The 21,633-nt window shown below is 71.1% G+C and carries 17 protein-coding genes; 6 read left to right on the forward strand and 11 right to left on the reverse strand.

Features of this window, described 5'->3' with window-relative positions:
• Window positions 1-126: 126 nt before the first annotated feature.
• Window positions 127-2,178, forward strand: a complete 2,052-nt coding sequence (locus tag TBR22_RS08290) for a GAF domain-containing protein (RefSeq protein WP_239492502.1) — start codon at window positions 127-129, stop codon at window positions 2,176-2,178.
• Between the two features lie 19 nt (window positions 2,179-2,197).
• On the opposite strand, the gene TBR22_RS08295 is transcribed toward TBR22_RS08290, so the two are convergent.
• From TBR22_RS08295 to TBR22_RS08325, 7 genes are all read right to left on the reverse strand, one after another.
• The gene (locus TBR22_RS08295) at window positions 2,198-2,608 is read right to left on the reverse strand and encodes a DUF302 domain-containing protein (protein WP_239492503.1); all 411 of its coding nucleotides are present in this window, start codon (window positions 2,606-2,608) and stop codon (window positions 2,198-2,200) included.
• A gap of 63 nt (window positions 2,609-2,671) precedes the next feature.
• Window positions 2,672-3,703 carry a methyltransferase gene (locus TBR22_RS08300; RefSeq protein WP_239492504.1) on the reverse strand — a complete coding sequence of 344 codons (1,032 nt, stop codon included), beginning with the start codon at window positions 3,701-3,703 and terminating at the stop codon, window positions 2,672-2,674.
• 5 nt (window positions 3,704-3,708) lie between these two features.
• The gene (locus TBR22_RS08305) at window positions 3,709-5,136 is read right to left on the reverse strand and encodes an amidohydrolase family protein (protein WP_239492505.1); all 1,428 of its coding nucleotides are present in this window, start codon (window positions 5,134-5,136) and stop codon (window positions 3,709-3,711) included.
• Between the two features lie 10 nt (window positions 5,137-5,146).
• Window positions 5,147-6,568: a M20/M25/M40 family metallo-hydrolase gene (locus TBR22_RS08310; RefSeq protein ID WP_239492506.1), complete on the reverse strand. Its 1,422-nt coding sequence runs from the start codon at window positions 6,566-6,568 to the stop codon at window positions 5,147-5,149.
• A gap of 80 nt (window positions 6,569-6,648) precedes the next feature.
• A complete protein-coding gene (locus tag TBR22_RS08315; protein ID WP_239492507.1) occupies window positions 6,649-7,905 on the reverse strand; it encodes a (Fe-S)-binding protein in 1,257 nt (418 codons plus the stop codon).
• A 1-nt stretch (window position 7,906) separates the two neighbouring features.
• Entirely contained in the window at window positions 7,907-8,977 is a 1,071-nt protein-coding gene (locus tag TBR22_RS08320) for an FAD-binding protein (protein ID WP_239492508.1), read from the reverse strand.
• The gene (locus tag TBR22_RS08325) at window positions 8,974-10,422 is read right to left on the reverse strand and encodes an FAD-binding oxidoreductase (RefSeq protein WP_239492509.1); all 1,449 of its coding nucleotides are present in this window, start codon (window positions 10,420-10,422) and stop codon (window positions 8,974-8,976) included. Before TBR22_RS08325 ends, TBR22_RS08320 begins: the two co-directional genes overlap by 4 nt.
• 125 nt (window positions 10,423-10,547) lie before the next feature.
• Between TBR22_RS08325 and TBR22_RS08330 the strand changes: the two genes are divergently transcribed.
• Together TBR22_RS08330 and TBR22_RS08335 are read left to right on the forward strand one after the other, a co-directional pair.
• A complete protein-coding gene (locus TBR22_RS08330) occupies window positions 10,548-12,182 on the forward strand; it encodes an L-lactate permease (RefSeq protein ID WP_239492510.1) in 1,635 nt (544 codons plus the stop codon).
• Between the two features lie 127 nt (window positions 12,183-12,309).
• Complete coding sequence (locus TBR22_RS08335) at window positions 12,310-13,401, forward strand: alanine--glyoxylate aminotransferase family protein (RefSeq protein WP_239492511.1); 1,092 nt, start codon at window positions 12,310-12,312, stop codon at window positions 13,399-13,401.
• Window positions 13,402-13,438: 37 nt separating this feature from the next.
• Here TBR22_RS08335 and TBR22_RS08340 read toward each other — a convergent pair whose 3' ends face one another.
• Window positions 13,439-14,665, reverse strand: coding sequence for a hypothetical protein (locus TBR22_RS08340; protein ID WP_239492512.1), 1,227 nt, complete (start codon window positions 14,663-14,665; stop codon window positions 13,439-13,441).
• A complete protein-coding gene (locus tag TBR22_RS08345; RefSeq protein ID WP_239492513.1) occupies window positions 14,662-15,786 on the reverse strand; it encodes a hypothetical protein in 1,125 nt (374 codons plus the stop codon). Before TBR22_RS08345 ends, TBR22_RS08340 begins: the two co-directional genes overlap by 4 nt.
• A gap of 200 nt (window positions 15,787-15,986) precedes the next feature.
• Here TBR22_RS08345 and TBR22_RS08350 point away from each other — a divergent pair, with 200 nt between their 5' ends.
• Together TBR22_RS08350 and TBR22_RS08355 are read left to right on the forward strand one after the other, a co-directional pair.
• Window positions 15,987-17,060 (forward strand): sugar phosphate isomerase/epimerase, encoded by a 1,074-nt coding sequence (locus TBR22_RS08350; protein ID WP_239492514.1) that lies wholly within the window; start codon window positions 15,987-15,989, stop codon window positions 17,058-17,060.
• A gap of 194 nt (window positions 17,061-17,254) precedes the next feature.
• Complete coding sequence (locus TBR22_RS08355) at window positions 17,255-18,832, forward strand: Gfo/Idh/MocA family protein (RefSeq protein WP_239492515.1); 1,578 nt, start codon at window positions 17,255-17,257, stop codon at window positions 18,830-18,832.
• Window positions 18,833-19,022: 190 nt separating this feature from the next.
• Here the strand turns inward: TBR22_RS08355 and TBR22_RS08360 are convergent, their stop codons facing one another.
• Entirely contained in the window at window positions 19,023-20,039 is a 1,017-nt protein-coding gene (locus TBR22_RS08360; protein ID WP_239492516.1) for a Gfo/Idh/MocA family protein, read from the reverse strand.
• A 130-nt stretch (window positions 20,040-20,169) separates the two neighbouring features.
• On the opposite strand from TBR22_RS08360, the gene TBR22_RS08365 reads away from it, so the two are divergent.
• A complete protein-coding gene (locus tag TBR22_RS08365) occupies window positions 20,170-20,784 on the forward strand; it encodes a hypothetical protein (RefSeq protein ID WP_239492517.1) in 615 nt (204 codons plus the stop codon).
• 6 nt (window positions 20,785-20,790) lie between these two features.
• On the opposite strand, the gene cobA is transcribed toward TBR22_RS08365, so the two are convergent.
• Window positions 20,791-21,633 carry a uroporphyrinogen-III C-methyltransferase gene (gene cobA, locus TBR22_RS08370; RefSeq protein WP_239492518.1) on the reverse strand — a complete coding sequence of 281 codons (843 nt, stop codon included), beginning with the start codon at window positions 21,631-21,633 and terminating at the stop codon, window positions 20,791-20,793.

Consider the following 21,633-nt stretch of genomic DNA (forward strand, 5'->3'; position numbering starts at 1 on the left):
GGCGATCGGGGGATCGCGGATCGGGGATCGGCACGGGGGCGCTCCTTCGCGGGGCGCCCCGTTGTTTTCCGGACCGGCATCGGGTGGGTCGCGCGGATCGCGCCGGCGCGCTAGCATCGACATGCCATGGCCGAGTCGGAACCTTCCCTGCTGCCTGCACAGCGAGTCGTACGACTCGCGAAGCGCTCCCGCCGGGCGCTGGTGCGCCTGTCGGAGGAGGCGGCGCTGCTCGACGAGATCTGCCGCGCGGCCGTCGAGGACGGCGGCTACCGCTTCGCCTGGGTCGGACTGGCCGAGCACGACACGCCGCGGCGCGTGCGTCCAGTGGCACAGGCCGGCGAGAGCGCAGGGTACCTGGAGTCGGCCGTCATCCTCTGGGACGACTCACCCGAGGGCCGTGGCCCCACCGGTACGGCGGTCCGCACCGGCGTCCCGCAATGGACGCGCGACGTCGCCACCGACCCGCTGATGACCCCGTGGCGGGAACTCCTGCTGGCCCGCAGCTTCAGGTCGTCGATTGCGCTGCCGCTGAGCGCCGCCGGCGGCGTGCTCGGGGCGCTGACCATCTACGCGGACACGCCCGACGCCTTCGACGCGGAGGAAGTGGAGATCCTGTCGGAACTGGCCGGCGACCTCGCCTTCGGCCTCGACACGCTCCGCACCCGCCAGGCTCATCGCATGATGGCCCTGGCCGTCGAGCAGAGTCCCGCCGTGGTCGTCATCACGGACCTCGAGGGGCGCATCCAGTACGTGAATCCCCGCTTCACCGAACTCACCGGCTACACGCTTGACGAGGTGCGCGGGCGCAACCCGCGCATCCTGAAGTCCGGGGTCACGCCACCGGAGGAGTACGCGCGGCTCTGGCGGACGGTGACCTCCGGCGGCCGCTGGAGTGGCGAGTTCCACCAGCGCTGCAAGGACGGGCGTACCTACATCGAGCGAGCCGAGATCCTGCCGATGCTGGGTCCGAGCGGACAACTGGTCGGGTACCTCAAGGTCGCCGAGGACATCAGCGCCAGGGCCGCGCTCGAGGAGCAGCTCCGACAGGCCCAGAAGATGGAGGCGGTGGGGCGCCTGGCCGGCGGGATCGCCCACGACTTCAACAACGTGCTCACGGTGATCCAGGGCTTCACCGAGCTGGCGCGCCTGCAGGTGCCGCAGGGCGATCCGCTGCGAGCCGACCTGGAGCAGGTGCTCGACGCAGCGGGCCGTGCCGCGACGCTGACGCGGCAACTGCTCGCCTTCAGTCGCCAGCGGGTGCTGGTGCGGGCCGAGATCGACGTCGCCGCCGTCGCGCGCGACGCGGCGCCGATGCTGCGCCGCCTGGCCGGCGAAGACATCGCCTTCGACATCGATGTGCCTGACGCGGCGCTGGTGGTGGGCGCCGAGCCGGGCAACGTCGAGCAGATCCTGATGAACCTGGTGGTCAACGCGCGAGACGCGATGCCCAACGGCGGCACGCTCTCGCTCGCCGTCGGCACCGTCGCGTCGGTCGACAGGCCCACCGTCCTGGCCGCACCCGCTCCCGGTCCCTACGTCCAGGTGGAAGTTCGCGACACGGGCTGCGGGATGGACGAGGCGACGGTGGCTCGGATCTTCGAGCCGTTCTTCACGACCAAGCCGGCCGGCAAGGGCACCGGCCTCGGCCTCTCGACCGTGTACGGCATCGTCAAGCAGGGCAAGGGCGCCCTCGACGTCAGCAGCGCGCCGGGCGTCGGCACCGCGATCCGGGTCTACCTCCCCCTCAGTCGGGACTGCCTGGCGCCGGTCGCCGTCCCGGTCGCCCATAGCGCGAGGGACGTGCGCGGGTCCGAGACGGTCCTCGTGGTCGACGATGATGGAGGGGTCGGGCAGTTCGCGGCGCGGACGCTGCGCCGGGCCGGCTTCACGGTGCTCGTTGCAGACAACCCCGGCGAGGCGCTCCTGGCCGTGGAGCAACGCCAGGGCAAGGTGGACCTGCTCCTGACCGACGTGGTGATGTCGTACATGACCGGTCCCGAACTCTGGCGCCGCCTGGCGCAGGCGAAGCCCGACCTGCAGTGCCTCTTCATGTCCGGCTATCCCGACGACGTACTCACCGAGAAGAGCCTGGACGCCAGTGCCGTGCGGCTCATTCGCAAGCCGTTCACCGGCGACGAGCTGGTCAGACGCGTGCGCCAGATGCTCGACGAGGCGTGAGGCGGACCGCGCGTCGGGCTCAGCGCGCCGCCACCTGCGTCAGCGCCTGCTGCAGGCGCGCGTCGGCGTCGCGCATCACCTCGTCGAGCGCCTCGGACTGCACGACCTGGAACATCGCGCTCGGCTTGACGATCGACACCACCGAGCCGCCCTCCTCCTCCCAGACGCAGACATTGCACGGCAGCATGAGTCCGATGCCGAGCTCGGCCGAGAGCGCCTTGAACGCCAGGGCCGGGTTGCAGGCGCCCAGGATCACGTACTGGCGGAAGTCCTTGTCGAGCTTGGCCTTCAGCGTTGCCGTGACGTCGATCTCGGTGAGCACCCCGAAGCCCTGCGCCTTGAGGGCGTCGGTGACGCGGGTCCGCGCCTCGGCGAACGGGATGCCGGGCAGGTGGGTCGTGTATCCGTAGGCGGGATCGGTCTGGCTCATGGTCGGGTCCTCTGGGTGACTGAGAGCCAGGATGCGACTTTCCGGCCTGAGGTGACAGCCCGCTCAGGCCTTCCGGGCGGTCATCACGCCGCGGTCGGCGACGGTGTCGGCGTGCGTCACGTCGACGAAGCCGGCGTCGGCCAGGTGCTTCGCGTACTCCGACGTCGCGTAGCACTTGCCCTGCGAGGCATGCATCAGCAGGGCGGAATACTCGGCGACGGCCACCGGGCCGGTCTTGTCGGCGTTGACGAACGCGTCATGGATCACCAGCAGCCCGCCTGGAGGGAGGGCCGCGAACGACGCCGACAGCAGGTGTCGCACCTGCGGCGCGTCCCAGTCGTGCAGGACGTTCGAGTACAGGTGCACGTCGTGGCCGCCGGGCAGCGGCTCGGCGAAGAAGTTGGCCGCGTGCACGTCGATGGCGCTGGCGAAGCCGCGTTCCTCGACGAGCAGGCCGGCGATGCGGGTGACCGGCGCCTGGTCCAGCACGGTGGCGCGCAGGTGCGGGTGTCTGGCGACCAAGGCGCACGCGTAGATGCCCGACCCGCCGCCGACGTCGAGCAACCGCTGGTGCCCGGAGAGATCAACGGTGCGCGCCAGCGCCTCGCCGAGGTACAGCCCGCGACAATCCATCGCCGCCGTGAACCGTCGGGCGAAGGCGTCGTCCTCCATCGCCGTATGCCAGTCCTGCCCGTGCGCGCCGCCGCCCCAGGTGGCGGGCTGCCCGGTGCGCAGCACCCGGGCGAAATCCTGCACGAACGGCCGTTCCTTGAGCGCGGCGTAGTAGGGGCCCAGGGACCACGGCGAGCCCGCCACCAGGTGCTCACGCGCCAGCGCCGTGGTGCGCAGCACCTCGCCGTCGCGCGCCAGATAGTCACGCGACACGAGCAGGGTCACCAGCACGTCGGCGGCGCGCCGATCGAAGCCGAAGTGCGCGCACAGGGCCTCGATCGTCGACGGGTGGGCGTCGATCCACGTGAAGAGGTCGAACTCGACGATCGCCGCCGTCAGCAGGTCGGCGGCGTAGAGGCCGTCGCGGTAGCGATACAGGGACGCCGGCGAGGTGACCGGCGCTTCGAAGGGCTGCGGGGCCATGGGCGTCATGCTCCTGGCGTGCTGACGGCAGCGCGGATGGCACGACCCGGACGGGCGGCCGTCACCTGCCCGTTGTCGACGACGACCTCGCCGTTGACGACGACCCAGGGGATCCCTGCCGAGGGGATGCTCGCGTCCTCGTAGGTGGCGCGGTCGATCACGGTGGCCGGATCGAAGACGGTGATGTCGGCGTCGGCGCCGACCGCGAGACGCCCCTTGGTCTTCATGGCCGGTACACGTCCCTCGAGCCGGCGGGCCGGCGCGATGGTCATGCGGCGAAGCGCTTCCTTCAGGTCGATCGCCTTTTCCTCGCGCACGTACCGCCCGAGTACCTTCGCGAAGGTCCCGGAGGTGCGTGGATGACCCTTGCCGTGCTCGATGAAGCCGTCGCTGGCGACGATCGACAGCGGGCTGGTGATCGCGGTGCGTGTCTGGGCCTCCGAGCGGGAGTGGATGATGATCGTGCCGCCGGCCTTGCGCGCCGCCGCGAATGTCGCGCGCGTCAGGCGCTCCCCGGTGGACACGAGCTGGTGCTGGCCGAACTTGTCGTCGGGCCACGTCTGCCAGTCGTCGAACAGCGCCGAGGTGATCTCGGTCATGCCGGCGCCGTACGGATACGCCTCGGTCGTCACGTCGTGCCCGGCGGCCTGCGCGGCAGCGATGGCTGACAGGAACGCGTCGATGTCGTCGCCTGCCACCGAGTTCACGTGGACGATGTGCAGCGAGGCGCCAGCCGCCTTCGCGGCCGCAATCGTCTCCTGCAGGCCGGCGAGGCCCCCGCGCATGTGGATGTGCGCCGACGCGCGTCCCTGCGCGGCGACGCGGAACATCCGCTCGAACTCGGCCATCGGCGCGCCCGGCGTGTAGGCGCTCCCGAATCCGACCGCCACGGCGCCCTCGGCGAGCCCCTTGCGCAGCAGGGCCTCCATCGCGGCGAGCTGCGCCTCGCTCGCCGTGCCGCTGCCGCCGATGCCCGTCGGCAGGAGTCCCCGACTCGGATCGCCGAGCACCTGCATGCGCGCCTTGATGTGGCCGATGGCGACGCCGTGGTTGACGATCTGGCCCTTCGCGCGTTCGGCATACCAGCCGGCGACATCGGCCGTGCCGACCTCGAGCTCGAAGGCCGACGTGACGCCGTCGCGGACCATCATCCGGTACGACTCTTCCTGCTGGCCGTGCTCGTGCAGGTCGATGAACCCCGGCGCGACGACGTGCCGCGCCGCGTCGATGACCCGCGTGCCGGTCAGCGGCGACTCCGAGATCGCGGCGATGCGCCCGTCGCGCACCCCGACGTGCCGAACGGCATCGAGGCCCGAAGCCGGGTCGATCACGCGGCCGTTGGCGATGACCAGGTCGTAGGTGGGGGTGGGTGGCCGCGAGCAGGCCGCGGCGAGGACCAGGCAGCCAATCGCGCCCAGGCGTCTGCGGGTCATGAGGGTCTCCTTACCGCGCGCGAGCGAGCCGCGTCACGACGTCCCAGTTGAAGCGCACGAAGGCGTGCAGCGACGACTCGAGAATCCGCTCCTGGTCGCTGTGGGCGCCGAAGCCCTTCGGGCCATCCTCGCTGTCGGTGAGCGGGCCGACGCCGTAGCACTGCATGCCCTTCGAGCGCAGGAACGCCATGTCGGTGGCCCCGGTGCTCATCGTCGGCAGCGTGGTGACCTTGCCGTACGTCTCGACCGTCGCCGCCTCGATGGCCGCGAAGGCCTCCGAGTCGATGCGCGAGGGCGGCGCGCCCGGACGCGTGTTGCGCTGGTTGCGCGCCACCTCGACGGCCGGATCGGCGATCACCTTGCGCAACTGATCGAGGAAGGCGTCGAGATCCTCGTCGGGCAGGGCGCGCACGTCGAGCGTCGCCTTCGCCTCCGACGGGATGACGTTCACCTGGAAGCCGCCTTCGAGGATGTTGGGCGACACCGAGGTGCGCAGCATCGAGTGGTGGCGCGGCTCGCGCTCGGCGAGGTGGTCCTGCACGGAGGCCGCCCGCTGCGGGTCGAGCAGGGCGCGATAGCGCCGTGCATCCTCGGCGCTGCTGATCGTCGCGAGGCGCTCGAAGTAGGCCCGCGTCGTGTCGTTGAGCCGCATCGTCGACTGCCAGTCGGCGATCTTCGTCACGGCCCGCGCCAGGTGCACGACCGCGTTGGTGCGGAGCGGCACCGACCCGTGTCCCGACGGGCCCTTCGCCGTCAGGGTGACGCCGTAAGGAATCTTCTCGGACGACTGGACGGTCGCGAAGCGTACCTGCCCGCCCGTGCGCGTCACGCCGCCGCCCTCCGCCAGGCAGTACTCGGCCTCGATCTCCGGCCAGTGCTGCTCGACCATGAACTTGATCCCGACCTGCGTGCTGGCTTCCTCGCCGGCCTCGGCCAGGAAGATCACGTCGCGGTCGAGCGGCACGTTCAGCCGCTTCAACTGCAGCATCACCATCAGCGCGGCGACGACGTTGTCCTTGTCGTCGACGGTGCCGCGCCCGTACACGTAGCCGCCCTCGCGGGTCGCCGAGAAGGGCGGATGGGACCACTTCGACGCGTCGACCTTCACCACGTCGGTGTGTCCCATGATCAGCAGCGGCTTCTTCTTCCCCGAGCCCTTGAGCCGTGCCACGAGGTTGGGGCGCGCGGGATCGTTCGCGAAGCGCTTCGTCTCGATGCCCGCCTGCTTCAGCACGCCCTCGAGGTAGTCGACGACCACGCCCTCGTTGCCGGGCGGATTGCTGGTGTCGAGCCGCAGGATGGCCTGGAAGTGCCGCATCGTCTCGTCTTCCAGGGCCGTCCAGTCGGGAGTGGTCGCCTGGGCGCGGAGTGGCGCGTGGCCGAGCGAGGGAAGCGCGAGGAGGAGGAGCAGCGCAGCGAGACGTCTGAGCATGGGGGAAATGATCGCACGTCGGGTAGGGCGGGGTGTCCCACCCCGCCGCTATCGACAACGGCGCGGTCGGAGACCGCGCCCTACCCGCCGAGCAACGCGTCGGCGAGGATCTCCACCGTGTGCCTGACGGCGATGGCCGGCGTCCCCGCCTGCAGGTGCGTGGCGATCTGCACAAGGCAGCCGATGTTGCCGGCCGTGACGATGGTCGCTCCCGTCGAACGAATCGCGTCGGCCTTCCGTCGCCCGAGCTCGGCGGCCAGCTCCGGCTGCTCCACGTTGTAGAGCCCCGCCGACCCGCAGCACAGGTCGCCTTGCGGGATCTCCACCAGCCGCAGACCCTCCACCTGCGTCAGCAGCGCGCGCGGCGCGCGGCGGATGCCCTGCGCATGCGACAGGTGACAGGCGTCGTGGTAGGCCACGACGCTCGCGCCCGTGGCCCGCATCGGCGCCACGAGCCCCACGGCATCGAGGAACTCCGCGACGTCCTGCACGCGCGACCCGCAGGCGGCCACGGCGAGCGCCTGGTCGCGGCCGGCGAACGCGTGACCGTACTCCTTCATCGCCGACCCGCACCCGGCGGCGGTGGTGACGATGGCATCGACGTCGGTGGGCAGGGCACGGGCCAGCGTGGTGGCGTGTGCATACGCCCGGTCGTCGTCGCCCACATGCAGTGCGAGGGCGCCGCAGCAGCCCTGGCCGCGTGGCACGACGACCTCGATCCCGTTGGCCGCCAGCACCTGCAGTGCCGCGTGGTTGATGCCTGGCGACAGCACCTGCTGTGCGCACCCGGCCAGAAGCGCCACGCGCGCGCGGCGCGTCCCTCTCGCCGGCACGTGGGCCGGCAGCGGCGCTGCCGGCGGCAGGGCCGTGGGCAGGAGGGCGAGCATCGGCTGGACGGCGGCCGGGAGCAGCGGGGCGGCGCGCTGCGCGAACTGGCCGAGGCGGACCGCCGTACGGAAACGGGCCGGCGATTCCAACGTGTCGAGCAGCACGCGGCGCCGGACGCGCGCGACCAGCGAGGTGGCCTGTTCACCGGCGGCCGCGCGGAACGGGGTGAGCAACTCGCCGTACGGCACGCCGGACGGACAGGCGGTGACGCACGCGAGGCACCCGAGGCAGCGGTCGACGTGCGGGCGCGCCTCGTCGAGCGCAAGGTCACCCTCGAGCACCTGCTTCATCAGCACGATGCGGCCACGCGGCGAGTCGCGCTCCTCGCCGAGCACCTGGTAGGTGGGACACGCGGCGAGGCAGAAGCCGCAGTGGACGCAGGTCTCGATGGCGTGGGCCATCGAGGCGCGGGCGGGCGTGGCCGGCGAGGCGGGGATGCGGTGCTGCATGTCAGAAGCGCCCGTCAGGATCGAGGACGGCCTTGAGTCGCGCCTCGACGGGGGAATCAACGTGCGCACCGAGGAACGGCCGCCCACTCGCGCCGCGCAGGACCTGCCCCACCAGTCCCCGATCGCGCAGGCACGCGTCGAGGCCGTCCAGGCTCGACGCCTCGCACGCGATCCACAGCAGGTGGCCGCCGACGCTGATCCGGCGTGCGTGTCCCGCCAGCGCCACGGCGGTGTCGAGGTCGGCGACCGATGACGGCGAGGTCGGCACGCGCACCAGCGCGGCGTCGGCGGGCGCCCACGTGAACTCGCCTGCCTCGCTCCAGGCGCGCGCCTCCTCGGCGCCGTCGAGCAGCTCGGCCGAGCTGCCGAGCACGCGGCGGAGGGCGTCGACCCTCGCCGGCAGTGCCTCAGGGAAGCCGCCGATGCGCACGTGCACCCGCCGCCCCTGATCGACGTCGAGGGCCTCGGCGTCGACGCGTGCCGCCTGCACCGCGGCCAGCATGCGCAGCGCCGACCCCACGTCTTCCACCTCGGCACGCATCGTCACGTGCGCCGGCGGCGCCGGGAAGACCTTGAAGGTGAGTTCGGCCAGCACGCCCAGCCGCCCGCAACTGCCGACCAGCGCCTGATGGATCAGGAAGCCCGCGGCGTTCTTGACCACCGCCCCGCCGCCCCGCAGGACTCGCCCGCAGCCATCGACGATCCGGGCGCCGATCACGAAGTCGCGGATGCCGCCGAAGCGGTAGCGACACGCGCCGTTGACGCCCGCGGCCACCGTGCCGCCGAGCGTCGCGCCGGCGGCCACGAGCGGCGGATCGAAGGGCAGCGCATGGCCGTGCGACGAAAGCGCCGCGATCACGTCGGCGACCGGCGTCCCGGCCAGCGCCGTGAACGTGCACTCGGCCGGCGTGTACTCGGTGACGCCACGCAGGGCGGACAGGTCCATTGTGACGGCGCCTTCGGTGTCATGCGCGAGTCCGGGCTTGGTGCCGGACCCCCGGATGCGCAGGCGGGCGTGCGCGGGCACGGCCGCCGCGAGCGCCTCGATCGAGTCGGGACGGATCGTCGTCATGCGCGCGAGATCACCCCGGCTCGCTCGAGCGGGTGCATGCCGTGCGAGGCCGGGTGCGACGCGCCGAGCGGCGCGAGCTTCTTGCCGGGGTTGGACAGGCCGCGCGGGTCCATCGCGTCGCGCAGGCGACGCATCGCGGCCATGTCGGCCTCGCCGTACATCTCGCCGAGGAACGCCCGCTTCTCCAGGCCGACGCCGTGCTCGCCGGTGATCGACCCGCCGAGCCGGATGCACAGACGCAGGATGTCGGCCGCCAGCGCCTCGGCACGCGCGAAGGCGCCCGACTGACGTCCGTCGTAGAGGATCAGCGGGTGCAGGTTGCCGTCGCCGGCGTGGAAGACGTTGGCGACGCGCAGGCCGTGGTCGCGCGACAGCGCCTCGATCGCGACCAGCGCCTCGCCGAGGCGCGTTCGCGGCACGACGCCGTCCTGCACGATGAAGTCGGGGCTCAGTCGTCCGACCGCGGAGAACGCGCTCTTGCGGCCCTTCCAGATGCGCGCGCGCTCCTCGTCGGTCGCCGCGACGTGCAGGTGGGTCGGCCCCGACGCGTCCAGGATGGTCGTCAGGCGCGAGAACTCGGCCGCGACCTGCGCCTCCTCGCCCTCGCACTCGACGATGAGCACGGCGGCGGCGTCGGTGGGATAGCCGGCGTGCACCGCCGCTTCGGCGGCGTCCATCGCCAACCGGTCCATGATCTCCATGGCGCCGGGCAGCAGCCCCGAATCGATGATGCGCGAGACGGCATCGCCCGCCCGCTGCAACTGGTCGTACGCGGCCAGCACGGTGCGGTAGACCGCGGGCCGCTGCACCAGCCGGAGCGTGATCTCCAGCACGACCCCGAACAGGCCCTCCGATCCGCAGAAGAGCGCCGTGAGGTCGGGCCCGACCTGCTCGAGGCTCGGCCCGCCGAGCGTGGCGAGCGTGCCATCGGCCAGCACCACCTTCAGGCCCAGCACGTGGTTGGCGGTCATGCCGTGCCGGAAGCAATGGGCGCCGCCCGAATTGAAGGCGACGTTGCCACCGATCGTGCAGATCGACTGGCTCGACGGATCGGGAGCGTAGTAGAGGCCGTGCGGCGCGGCCGCCGCGCTGACCGCAAGGTTGACAACGCCCGGTTCCACCACCGCGATGCGCGCCTGCGGGTCGAGCGACAGGATGCGGTTCATGCGGCTCAGGGCGATGACGATGCCGTCCTCGATCGGGACGGCGCCACCCGACAGGCTGGTGCCGCTGCCGCGGGCCATGAAGGGGACGCCCGCGGCATGGCAGGCGCGGACCGTTGCCACGACCTCCTCGGCCGTCTCGGCGAGCACCACCGCGCGCGGCCGGGCCCGGTAGGCGGTGACGCCGTCCGACTCGTAGGCAGACAGTGCCGATGGGCGGGTCAGCAGCCGCGCCGGCGGGACGATCCGCGCCAGGGCGGCGAGCAGGTCGTCGGGTCGCATCCCGGCAGTCTATACTGCGCGGCGCTACCCGAAGCCTCGGCCGTCGGCAGTCGGCAATCGGCAGTCAGATCACAGCGTTCCCCGGCGCCTCGCGCCGGACCATCCCGACCGGAGAGCATGCCCTGATGTGGAGCCAGGTGTACGACCCCTTCGGCCAGCCCTGGCTGTCGACCCTCTGCGCGGCCCTGCCCGTGGTCGCGCTGCTCGGCTCGCTGGCGTTCCTCAAGCTGCACGCCCACGTCGCCGCGCTCGTCGGCCTGGTGACGTCACTGGCGGTGGCCGTGCTGGTGTTCGGCATGCCCTCGTCGATGGCCCTCGCTTCGGCCGGCTACGGCGCGGCCTACGGCCTGTTGCCGATCGGCTGGATCGTCATCAACGTCATCTTCCTGTACCAACTGACAGAGCAGCGCGGGCTGTTTGCCACGCTCCGGCAGAGCATCACGCACGTCACGACCGACGCGCGGCTGCAGCTGCTGCTCGTCGCCTTCGCGTTCGGCGCGTTCTTCGAAGGCGCTGCCGGCTTCGGGACGCCGGTGGCCGTGACCGGCGCGCTGCTCATCGGCCTCGGCTTCGCGCCGCTGGCCGCCTCCGGGCTCTCGCTCATCGCCAACACGGCGCCGGTGGCCTTCGGCGCGCTCGGCACGCCGATCATCGCGCTGGCCGCGGTGAGCGGCCTCGACCTGCTCGCCCTGAGCGGCATGGTCGGGCGTCAGCTGCCCCTGTTCTCGGTGATCGTGCCGTTCTGGCTGATTGCGGCGTTTGCCGGCTGGCGGGGCATGCTCGGCGTGTGGCCAGCCATCCTCGCGGCAGGCGTGCCCTTCGCGGTGTTGCAGGCGCTGGTCTCCAACCTGCACGGCCCGTGGCTGGTCGACGTGGTGGCGGCCATCGCGTCGATGGGATCGCTGGTGCTCTTCCTGCGCGTGTGGCATCCCTCGGACGGCTGGCTCCCCGGCGATCGGCTGGGCGCCTCGCGCGATGCGCACCTGCCGACGCCGAGCCGTGGCGAGGTGGTGCGCGCGTGGGTGCCGTGGGCCATCCTCAGCCTGGTCGTGTTCACGTGGGGCCTGCCGCCGGTGAAGGCGGCGCTCGATGCGGCGACGACGGTGAAGATCCCGGTGCCCGGCCTGCACGACCTGGTGGAACGGGTGCCGCCGGTGGTGGCGACGGCGGCGAGGGAACCTGCCGTCTTCGCGCTGTCGTGGCTGTCGTCGACGGGCAGTGGCATCCTCGTCGCCGCACTCGTCGCGGGACTCGTGATGGGCTGCTCGATCGGCGAGTTGGCGCGGACCTACTGGAAGACGCTGCGGCTGGTGCGGACGTCGCTGGTCACCATCGCCGTGATGATGGCGATTGGCTTCACCACGCGGTACTCGGGGCTGGATGCGACGCTCGGGCTCGCCTTCGCGGGCACGGGCGTGCTGTACCCGTTCTTCGGGACCCTGCTCGGGTGGCTCGGGGTGGCGCTCACCGGCTCGGACACCTCGTCCAACGTGCTGTTCGGCAGCCTGCAGCGGATCACCGCCGAGCAACTGGGGCTCAACCCGGTGCTGATGGCCGCGGCCAACAGCTCCGGCGGCGTGATGGGCAAGATGATCGACGCGCAGTCGATCGTCGTGGCGAGCACCGCCACGCGCTGGTACGGCCACGAAGGCGACATCCTGCGCTACGTCTTCTGGCACAGCCTGGTGCTGGCCGGCCTCGTCGGGCTCTTCGTGTTCCTGCAGGCGTACGTGCCGCCGTTCACGCGGCTGGTCTGGTAGGCAGGCTCACGGGCTCACGGCTCACGGCTCACGGCTCACGGCTCAGAAAGCTTCCCGACGTTGCGACATGCTCTTTGAACCCTGAGCCCTGAGCCCGACGACACCGCATCGCGATAGAATCCCGCGCGTGAGCCTGCTGCCGACCACCCCGCGCCTGCTGCTCGGTCCCGGACCGAGTCCCGTCCTGCCCCGTGTCCTGAACGCGATGGTCGCGCCCCAGCGCAGCCACCTCGATCCCGACATGATCGCGCTGCTCGACGACATCCGTCGTCGGCTGCACGGGCTGTTCAACGTGAGCGCGGAAGGCATCGCCCTGGCCGTGCCGGGCACCGGCTCGTCGGGCCTCGAGGCGGCGGTGGCCAACGTGGTCTCCGAGGGCGATGCCGTCCTGTGCGTCGTCACCGGCTACTTCGGCGATCGGCTGGCGCAGGTGTGCGAGCGATACGGCGCCAACGTGACGCGTCTCACGGGCGAGTGGGGCCGGGCGATCGATCCCGCCGCCGTGAAGACCGCGCTGGAGCACGCCGCGTTCAAGGTCGTCACCATCGTCCACGCCGAGACGTCGACGGGTGTCCTGCAGCCGGTGCAGGACGTGGCGGCGCTCGCCCGCGCGCACGGCGCGACGATCATCGTCGACGCGGTGACGTCGTTCGGCGCGCATCCGGTGGACGTGGACGGCTGGGGCCTCGACGTCGTGTACAGCTGCAGCCAGAAGGGCGTCGGCGCGCCGTCGGGCTTTGCGCCCATCGCCTTCAACGCCGCGACGCGCGCCACGGCGAAGAGCCGGAGCTTCTACCTCGACCTGCCGCTGCTCGAGGGCTACTGGATCAAGCGCGGGTACCACCACACGATCTCGACGCCGCTCGTGTACGCGCTGCACGAGGCGCTCAGCGTGATCGACGAAGAGGGCATGGAGGCGCGGTCGGCGCGCCACGCCCGCGTCCACGGGGAGTTCGTCGCGGCTCTCGCCGAGATGGGGCTGTCGCTGCTGCCGCCCGAGGGCGAGCGGCTCTGGACGCTCAACACGGTGCGCGTGCCGGAACGGGTGACCGACGAAGCGAAGGTGCGCGTGGCCCTGCGCGACACGCACGGCATCGAGATCGGCGCAGGCCTCGGCCCGCTCGCCGGCAAGATCTGGCGGGTCGGCCTGATGGGCGCCGGCGCGACCAGCGAGAACGTCGAGCGTCTGATTACGGCCCTGAAGGCGGAGATCGGGTGACGCTTAACGCCTAACGTCAAACGTCAAACGTCAAACGTTAGACGTCAAACGTTGCCTGTCCCCCAGGGCCGAAGCAGCGCAGCGTGACCAACGGCTCGGTGCGTGACGTGTTGGTGAACGTCACGCCCTGCCGCGCGCCCGACTCGCTGCAGAACCACTCGTCGTCCGAGAGTTCGTTCACCCGGAGCATCGACGGGCTCGAGATCGGCTCGCCGTTGATCGTGCCGGTCCCCTGCACGCAGACCAGCGTCCAGGCACTCGCATCGCGTACGGTGCACGTCGCACCGGGCTCGAGTGACAGCTCCTTGGCCGAGAACAGGTCGCCCTCGAGGAACCGGCCGTAGACCACCCAGCGGTCGACGAAGCCGGTCCCCTCTCGGGCGACGCGCGGCCTCAGCAGGTGCCGCTCCCGGAACGTCGGGTCGAGGTTCAGTTCCCAGTCCAGCTGCTCGACCAGGTAGTCGAGATCGTCGTGATGCTCCGGCGGTACGTCCTGCACGAGCAGGTCGCGCGGCACGGCCTGCCCGTCGACGAGCGACTGGTACATCGACTTGACGTCCGAGGCCCACTGCGGCTCGTAGGTGCAGAGCGAGCCTGGCGCGTGCAGCATGCGGGGCGGCACCAGCCATCCGGTGCCGAGCTCGAGGCGCGACGCCTGGCTGAAGTCGAGGATGCCGTTGTCGCCGTCGTGCCACCGTTCGAGGCAGCGGCGGACGTCGGCCTTCGTCGTGCCGGGCGCCAGGCCGAAGAACGTGTACGGGAAGTCGTTGGCGCGCAGGTTCATCTGCGCGGGGAAGTAGTAACCCTCCGGCTTGGCCTCACGGCCGACGCGCGCGGCCTGCGCCGCGTCCTGGTGCAGGTGATGGGGAATGGGGCCCTGGTTGTCGAAGAACTTCGAGAACACGGGCCAGCGGCCGTAGCGCTGCCAGGTGGCCTCACCGACCAGCACCGCACCGCACTCGGCTACCGCGTCGCGCAGCAGCAGGCGCTCGTCGCCGATGACCGCGTACGAGAGTCCCTCGTCGTCCCGCCGGCCCGGGTTCATCGCCTCGACCGTCGATCCGAGCCAGCGTTCGTCGATGCCGCCCCGGTCGAGACCGAAGGCGTAGAGGTCGTCGGGATGCAGCTTGAGGCGCTGCCCGGGACGCACGAAGCGGCGCGGCACCCAGCACGGGGCCAGGCGCAGCAGCCCGCCGGTGCGGGCCAGTTCGTGCTCGACCACCGGACCCACGTCGGTCGAACGCGTGGTGAGATGTCGCGTCATTGCGTTGCTCCCATGGCGCGGAAGGTACGGCCGATGGCCTCGATCTTCTCGGGCTGCGAACGCAGCCCGCCCCAGGCGAAGACCATCACGCCGGTGGCCGGGCGGCGCGCCCCTGCCTCGAGCACCGTGCCGACCTGCGCCAGCGGCACGGGCTCGCCCCAATCCGAGATCTGGACGATTGGCCAGATGCGATGGCGCTCGCCGGGCTTGCCGGCGATGCCCAGGTACCGCCCGAGCCAGCTCACCTGTCGCGCGATCCACGCCGGGTCGTTCGCATGTCCGAAGCGCGCATGGTAGGGCATCGGGCTGAAGACGTCGATGTAGGCGGCCTGCGCCCGCAGGTCGATGGCCAGCGTCTTCAGTCGCGCGCCGCCGAAGTCCTCGTCGGTCCACGGATTGTGGAACGTGCCCAGCAGGGCGGCGGGGCGTACCTGGTCGCGGATGGCATCGAACTCCCTGACCCAGTCGGTGAACACACCGAGTCGCCATCGCACCCAGGCGTCACGGTGCGTGGTCAGCAAGCCGCGGGCGCGATCGCGCGTCGCGCCGGCCGGCAGCGTGATTCCGGTCGCCTTCTGGAAGCGGTCGAGGCAGCGCGCGCAGAAGCACGTGTCGGGCATGTTGGGCGTGGCCTGTTCCCAGCTCGCATGGGCGTGGTGGTAGTCGAGCCACACGCCGTCGATGGCGAACCTGGTGAGCAGCGTCCTGAAGGCCTCCATCCGTTGTGCCCGATAGCCCTCGTGGGTCGGGCAGACGCCCTGCCAGCCATCGGGCGGCGGGCTGACCTCGCCGTCGGCGCCGACTGGCGCGGCATCCGGGTGGCTCTTGACGTACTCGGCGACGTGCAGCGTGTTGAACTCGGCGTACACCTGCACGCCCTCGGCGCGCAGCAGCGCCAACCGCTCCGTGGTGATGCTGCCGGAGCCGAGCCACACCGCGTCGATGCCGAAGGCACGCAGCGAACGCCCGGAGTCGAGTACTTCCTGGGGGATGCCGCCGTAGATGCCGCGCAGCGGCACCCTCGGCGCCGGTGCCTGCCGGGCCGAGGCGACGACGCCGCACAGGGCGACGGCGAGGACGACAGCGGTCGCTGCGTGGCGGGAGCCGGGAAGCCTGCGCATGGGCTCCATCCTAAGCCGTGATCTCCCGCAGCGGGTGCCGGCGCTTCGGCCCACAGTGAGTCGAAGCACGGCGCGTCCGACCACGAGCAGTGGCCGGCGCGGATCGATATGATGGGCCCGCCGATGACAGGCACCGCGTGATGGTGAGCGGCGCCAGCGGCAGGCTCGGGCGCGCGGTGGCGCCAACTCGTGGAGGCACAGTGAATCGTCGTCATTTCCTCTCGTCCTCGGCCGGCATGGCCGCCGGACTCGGTCTCGGCGCGCGCACCACGGCCGCTCAGGCGCCGGCGCCGACGCCGGCATCGCCGGCCGCCGGCAGGGCACCGCAGCCGCCCGTGTCGTCGCTGGCGTTCACCACGAAGCCGCGCAAGGCGCTCATCGCCGAGCCGACCGAAGACGATCTCAAGAAGATGAAGGACGCCGGCTTCGACGGCGTCGAAGGTCGCGTCATCCCGGAGGCGCAGGCTGCGAAGATGCGCGAAGCGGCCGACCGACTCGGGATGAAGATCCACTCGGTGCTCTACGGGTGGGCGGAGTTCAACAGCCCCGACCGCAGCGAGGTCGAGCGGACGTTCGCCGAGAGCGAGGCTGCGCTCCGCACCGCGAAGGCGTTCGGCGCCGAGACCGTGCTGCTCGTGCCGTGCCGCATCGGTGGCCAGGGCGCCGGCCCGAGGCGGCAAACCGGCACGTTCGCCGGTGGGCCGCCGCTGCGGATGCCGCGTCCATGGGAGTTCCGCATCCGCTTCGACGAGGCGACCGGCCACCTCACCCAGGTGGTCTACGGCGACAACGCGCCGTATGCCGACTACATCAAGGCCCACAACCACGCCACCGACGCCTCGCGCGAGTGGGTGACGCGGCTGATCCCGGCCGCGGAGAAGGCCGGCGTGGTGATCGCCCTCGAGAACGTGAGCAACAACCTGTGGGTGCAGCCGGAGATCTTCCGGCACTTCGTGGCCTCGTTCAGGAGCCCGTGGGTGAAGGCCTACTACGACATCGGCAACCACGTGCGCTTCGCGCCGCCGGAGCAGTGGATCCTCACGCTCGGCGACCTGATCGCCAAGATCCACGTCAAGGATTACCTGCTCGACCCCGCCGATCCGGACGGCCGTGGCCGATCGGTCAACATCCGCGAGGGCAGCGTGCGCTGGCCGGTGCTCCGTCAGGCGCTGGAAACCATCAAGTACGACGGCTGGTTGACCATCGAGAGCAACGGCGACATCCCGTTCGAGGAGCGCAATCGCCGCCTCGACCTGATCATCGCCGGCACGTAGCCGCCGGAACGGGTGCAGGAGCGGGCTGGCGTTCAGCCACACAGGGCGCGGTCCGCCGACCGGGCGCTCGACATAAAGCAGGGCGCGGTCTGCCGACCAGGCGCCCCACATAGGGTAGGGCGCGGTCTGCCGACCAGGCGCCCCACATAGGGTAGGGCGCGGTCTCCGACCGCGCCGTTGGTCCGGAGTCCTCCATGCCTACAGACGCGTCCCACGGCATCTCGCGCCGACACTTCCTCTCCACCGCCGCCGGCACCGGGGCCGCCCTCAGCATCGTGCCCAGGCACGTCCTCGGGCGTGGCCTGCAGGCGCCGAGCGATCTCGTCAACGTCGCCGTGGTCGGCGTGAGCGGGATGGGTGCCAACAACACCCGCGCGGTGATGAGCCAGAACGTCGTCGCGTTCTGCGACGTCGACATGGCGTTGCTCGACGCGCGCATCGCGCGCTGGGCGCAGGAAGCGGCGCCGGGCGGGGCCGCCGGCGGGCCGCGTGGCGGCCAGCGGCCGACGGTGCCCGGCTGGTCGGCGTGGCAGGACTGGGGACCCTCGAAGGCCCAGCAGGACGCCAACGCGCGCGTGCCGGCCGAGGATGCCGCGGCGAACCTGCAGAAGTTCGTCGCCTCGTCGTCGCGCATCCGCAAGTACGCCGACTACCGGGAGATGTTCGAGCGACAGAAGGACATCGACGCGGTGATCGTCGCGACGCCCGATCACATGCACGCGCCGATCGCGCTGGCCGCCATGGACCTCGGCAAGCACGTCTACGTGCAGAAGCCGATGGCGTGGTGCGTGTCGGAGGCGCGGCAACTGGCGAGGCGGGCCGCCGAGACGAAGGTGCAGGCGCAGTGCGGCAACCAGCGGCACTCGGCCGACGAGAACCGCCGCGGCGTCGACTACATCACCTCGGGTGTCATCGGCGACGTCACGCAGGTGCACGTGTGGACCAACCGGCCGATCTGGCCGCAGGGGATTCCGCGCCCGGCGCCGCTGCCGGCCGACGCCCGTGCCGGACGCGTGTCGCAGCAGTCGCTGATGCAGGCGGGGGTGTCGACGCTGGCGGCGACGGCGGCACCGCCATCGACACTGTCGTGGAACCTGTTCCTCGGCGTGGCGCCGGCCGTCGAGTACAGCCCGCTGTACCACCCGTTCAACTGGCGCGGCTGGGTGGACTGGGGCCAGGGCGCGCTCGGCGACATGGGCGCGCACCTGATCGATTTCCCGGTGTGGGCGCTCGACCTCGACTTGCCGACGGCGGTCGAGACCACGTCGACGCCGTTCAACGACGTCACGTTCCCCCTTGCGACGATGACGCATTACGACTTCCCGGCCAAGGGGGCGCGCAAGGCGGTGCGGCTGACGTGGTACGACGGTGGGTTCCTCCCGCCGACCCCGGAGGAGCTCGAGGGCGACGCGCGGCTCGTCGCGTCGGGCGGGATCCTCTACATCGGAACGAAAGGCAAGCTGCTCTGCAACGAGGGCATGCCGCCGCGCCTGCTGCCGTCGGCCCTGCACAACGCGACCGGTGCCCCGAAGGAGCGGCTCGCGCGCGTGCCGCACCAGGGCCACGAGATGAACTGGATCCGGGCGATCAAGGGACAGGAAACGCTGTCCAGCCCCTTCTCCTACGCCGCGCACCTGCACGAGATCATGCTGCTCGGCCTGGTGTCGCTGCGCGCCAGGTCGAAGATCCTCTACGACGGCCCGAACATGCGCGTGACCAACAACGCCGCCGCCAACCAGTTCCTCACGCGGGAGTACCGGACGGGGTGGTAGGCGTTGGAACGTCGAACGCCGAACGCCGACGGCGAACGCGGAAGGCGTAGCCGTCGGCCTTGGCCGACGGTCAGTGATCGTTTGCGAAGCATCGCTGACCCGTTGCCCAAGGGCAACGGCTACGTCCCCTGGGGCTACGGCTACGTCCTCAAGGGCAACGGCTACGTCCGGCCAGGCGACGGCTACACCGTCAGCCCAGGATCTCCGCCAGGCGCACGGGACGCTTCTCGGCCAGTGACTGGAGGGTGGCGGCGATCATCGCCGTGTTGACGAGGCCGTCATGGCCCGTGGACTCCGGCGTCACGCCCCTGGCGATGCAGTCGACGAAGTAGCGGATCGGCTCGTACTGGTAGCCCCAGGCCTTGCCGTACCGCGTCACCGACGTGGACGAAAACGGCGTGTGGTAACGGTCGGTGAACGCCCACAGCGACGGCTCGTTCTTCACCTCCAGCCCGCCCTTCTCGCCATACACCGAGATGCGGTTGTCCACCACGTTGGTGAAGCTGTCGGGCAGGATCCACGACGTCTCGAAGGTGCAGATGGCGCCCCCCTCGAACTCGACGAGGGCCTGGATGGTGTCCCAGCACGGGATGCCGCGTCCCTCGAGCACGCCGCGCGTGCCCTTGGCGTACACCTCGACGGGCTCGCGCTGGAACAGCCAGCGGATCAGGTCCATGGTGTGCGGGAACAGGAACCACTCGGGACCCGACTGGCCGCCCCAGGACAGCATCGACGTCGGCACGTGGATCGTGTCGCTGAGGCGCGCGTAGGCCATCACCGGGGCGCCCAGGTCGCCCCGCTCGACGTAGGCCTTCGCGCCCATGTACAGGGGGTGCCACCGCGCGTGGAAGTCCACCATCAACGATCGCCCGGCGCGCGCCGCGGTCTCCACCATCGCCCGCGCCTCGGCCACCGTCGTCGCCAGTGGCTTCTCGACCAGCACGTGCTTGCCCGCTTCCAGCATCGCGATCACCGGCGCGGCATGCAGGTGATCCGGTGTCGCGACCGTCACGGCATCGACGTCGCTGTCGGCCACCTCGGCGACCTCTGTCGTCCAGCGGCACCCCAACCGGCCCGCGACCGCCTCGGCCCGGCGCGCGTCGCGGTCGCACACCAGCACCACATCGCAGCCCGGGTGGTCCTGCAAGGCCACCGCATGATTGTTGCCCCAGAGCCCCGCCCCGATGATCGCCACACGCACCGACATTCGTCCTCCCGGCTGAGTCGTGCGCGAGTGTACCGGACTCGCCCTTCAGCGAGGCATCTCTTTCGGCAGGGATTGGTATAGTGCCAAGCACCGCCTGACTGGCGGGGACTTTTCCTCAGGAGGGATGCGGATGAAGAAGCTGCTCATGGCGACGTTGGGCGTCGTCCTGACTGCCCTCGCGGTCGTGCCTGCGCAGGCGCAGACGGCGGCCGTCGAGCCGACCAAGAAGGATCCGGTGCGGTTCGAGGCCGTGGCGATGAACCTGCAGGGCGGCCGCGCCGGGCGCCTGGACATCGTCATCGAACGGTGGACGACCGATCCCGAGCGCGCGGTCCTTGTCGACATGCTCATGGGCACCAAGGACCTGCGCCGCGACCAGGACAAGCTGCGGGACAAGCTGCAGGACATCGAGCCGCGCACGGGCTACATCCGCAGCCCGCAGAGCATCGGCTGGGACCTGAAGTACGCCCGCCAGAACAAGCTGCCCGACGGTTCCACGCAGATCGTCGTCGTGACCGACAAGCCGGTGTCGTTCTTCGCCGCCCGGAACCAGACGCGCACCACCGACTATCCCTTCACCCTGATCGAGATGCGCTTCCCGGCCGGCAGCACCAAGGGCGAGGGCAAGCTGCTCACCCAGACCAACATCTCGGTCAAGGACGGCCGTCTCGAGCTCGAGATCTACGGCCAGGAGCCGACGCGCCTGACGACGATCGAGCGCAAGGATCCGAAGCCGAAGAAGTAGCCCTGCCTAGGCGCGCCGGCGGGCGGCAACCCTCGCCGCCGCTGGCGCCCGGCGGTGTTCGCGCGGCGACAGCGCCGCTGCCACCGGCCACGCGGGCTGGCCTGCCTGCAGCGCCCGCACCGTCTCCCGCACCGCCACCACCTCGCCAACCACGATCGTCGCCGGCGGCCGCACGTCCCTGGTGCGCGCCAGGATGGTGCCCAGCGTGCCGGTGGTCACGCGCTCGCCGTCGGTCGTGCCCTGCTCGACCACTGCGATCGGCGTATCGACGCGGCGTCCGTGCGCCACCAGCTTCGACACGATCACCGGCAATCGCTCGACCCCCATCAGGAACACCGCCGTCGGCACGCGGGCCGCCACGACCCAGTCGACCGGCCCGGCCGTCGCGTCTTCCGCCTCGTGCGCGGTGAACACGGCGAAGGCCGTCGACGCGCCGCGGTGCGTGACCGGGATCCCGGCCACGCCGGGGACGCCGATTGACGAGGTGACGCCAGGCACGACCTCGAACGGCACGCCGGCCTCGGCCAGCGCAAGCATCTCCTCGCCGCCACGCCCGAACACGAACGGGTCGCCACCCTTCAGCCGCACGACCACGCGACCGGCGCGCGCGTGCTCGATCAGCTGTGCGTGGATGGTCTCCTGGCGGTCGTCGCCCGGCGCCCCCGGGGCTCGCCCGGCGTAGCAGCGCAATGCGTGCGCGGGCGCGTGCTCCAGGAGCGCCGGGTGCGTGAGCCGGTCGTACAGCACCACGTCGGCCTGCCGCAGCGCCTCGACGCCTCGCAGCGTGATCAGGTCCGGCGCGCCGGGGCCGGCGCCCACCAGATAGGCCTTGCCAGTCACTTCACTCAC

It is taken from the genome of Luteitalea sp. TBR-22 (assembly GCF_016865485.1).
In the GTDB taxonomy this organism is placed as follows: Bacteria; Acidobacteriota; Vicinamibacteria; order Vicinamibacterales; family Vicinamibacteraceae; genus Luteitalea.

What these genes read in the sequence shown, in the direction of transcription:
- TBR22_RS08290 (WP_239492502.1), top strand. Translation starts at nt 127, where the DNA reads ATGGCCGAGTCGGAACCTTCCCTGCTGCCTGCACAGCGAGTCGTACGA.
- TBR22_RS08295 (WP_239492503.1), bottom strand. Translation starts at nt 2,608, where the DNA reads ATGAGCCAGACCGATCCCGCCTACGGATACACGACCCACCTGCCCGGC.
- TBR22_RS08300 (WP_239492504.1), bottom strand. Translation starts at nt 3,703, where the DNA reads ATGGCCCCGCAGCCCTTCGAAGCGCCGGTCACCTCGCCGGCGTCCCTG.
- TBR22_RS08305 (WP_239492505.1), bottom strand. Translation starts at nt 5,136, where the DNA reads ATGACCCGCAGACGCCTGGGCGCGATTGGCTGCCTGGTCCTCGCCGCG.
- TBR22_RS08310 (WP_239492506.1), bottom strand. Translation starts at nt 6,568, where the DNA reads ATGCTCAGACGTCTCGCTGCGCTGCTCCTCCTCCTCGCGCTTCCCTCG.
- TBR22_RS08315 (WP_239492507.1), bottom strand. Translation starts at nt 7,905, where the DNA reads ATGCAGCACCGCATCCCCGCCTCGCCGGCCACGCCCGCCCGCGCCTCG.
- TBR22_RS08320 (WP_239492508.1), bottom strand. Translation starts at nt 8,977, where the DNA reads ATGACGACGATCCGTCCCGACTCGATCGAGGCGCTCGCGGCGGCCGTG.
- TBR22_RS08325 (WP_239492509.1), bottom strand. Translation starts at nt 10,422, where the DNA reads ATGCGACCCGACGACCTGCTCGCCGCCCTGGCGCGGATCGTCCCGCCG.
- TBR22_RS08330 (WP_239492510.1), top strand. Translation starts at nt 10,548, where the DNA reads ATGTGGAGCCAGGTGTACGACCCCTTCGGCCAGCCCTGGCTGTCGACC.
- TBR22_RS08340 (WP_239492512.1), bottom strand. Translation starts at nt 14,665, where the DNA reads ATGACGCGACATCTCACCACGCGTTCGACCGACGTGGGTCCGGTGGTC.
- TBR22_RS08345 (WP_239492513.1), bottom strand. Translation starts at nt 15,786, where the DNA reads ATGCGCAGGCTTCCCGGCTCCCGCCACGCAGCGACCGCTGTCGTCCTC.
- TBR22_RS08355 (WP_239492515.1), top strand. Translation starts at nt 17,255, where the DNA reads ATGCCTACAGACGCGTCCCACGGCATCTCGCGCCGACACTTCCTCTCC.
- TBR22_RS08360 (WP_239492516.1), bottom strand. Translation starts at nt 20,039, where the DNA reads ATGTCGGTGCGTGTGGCGATCATCGGGGCGGGGCTCTGGGGCAACAAT.
- TBR22_RS08365 (WP_239492517.1), top strand. Translation starts at nt 20,170, where the DNA reads ATGAAGAAGCTGCTCATGGCGACGTTGGGCGTCGTCCTGACTGCCCTC.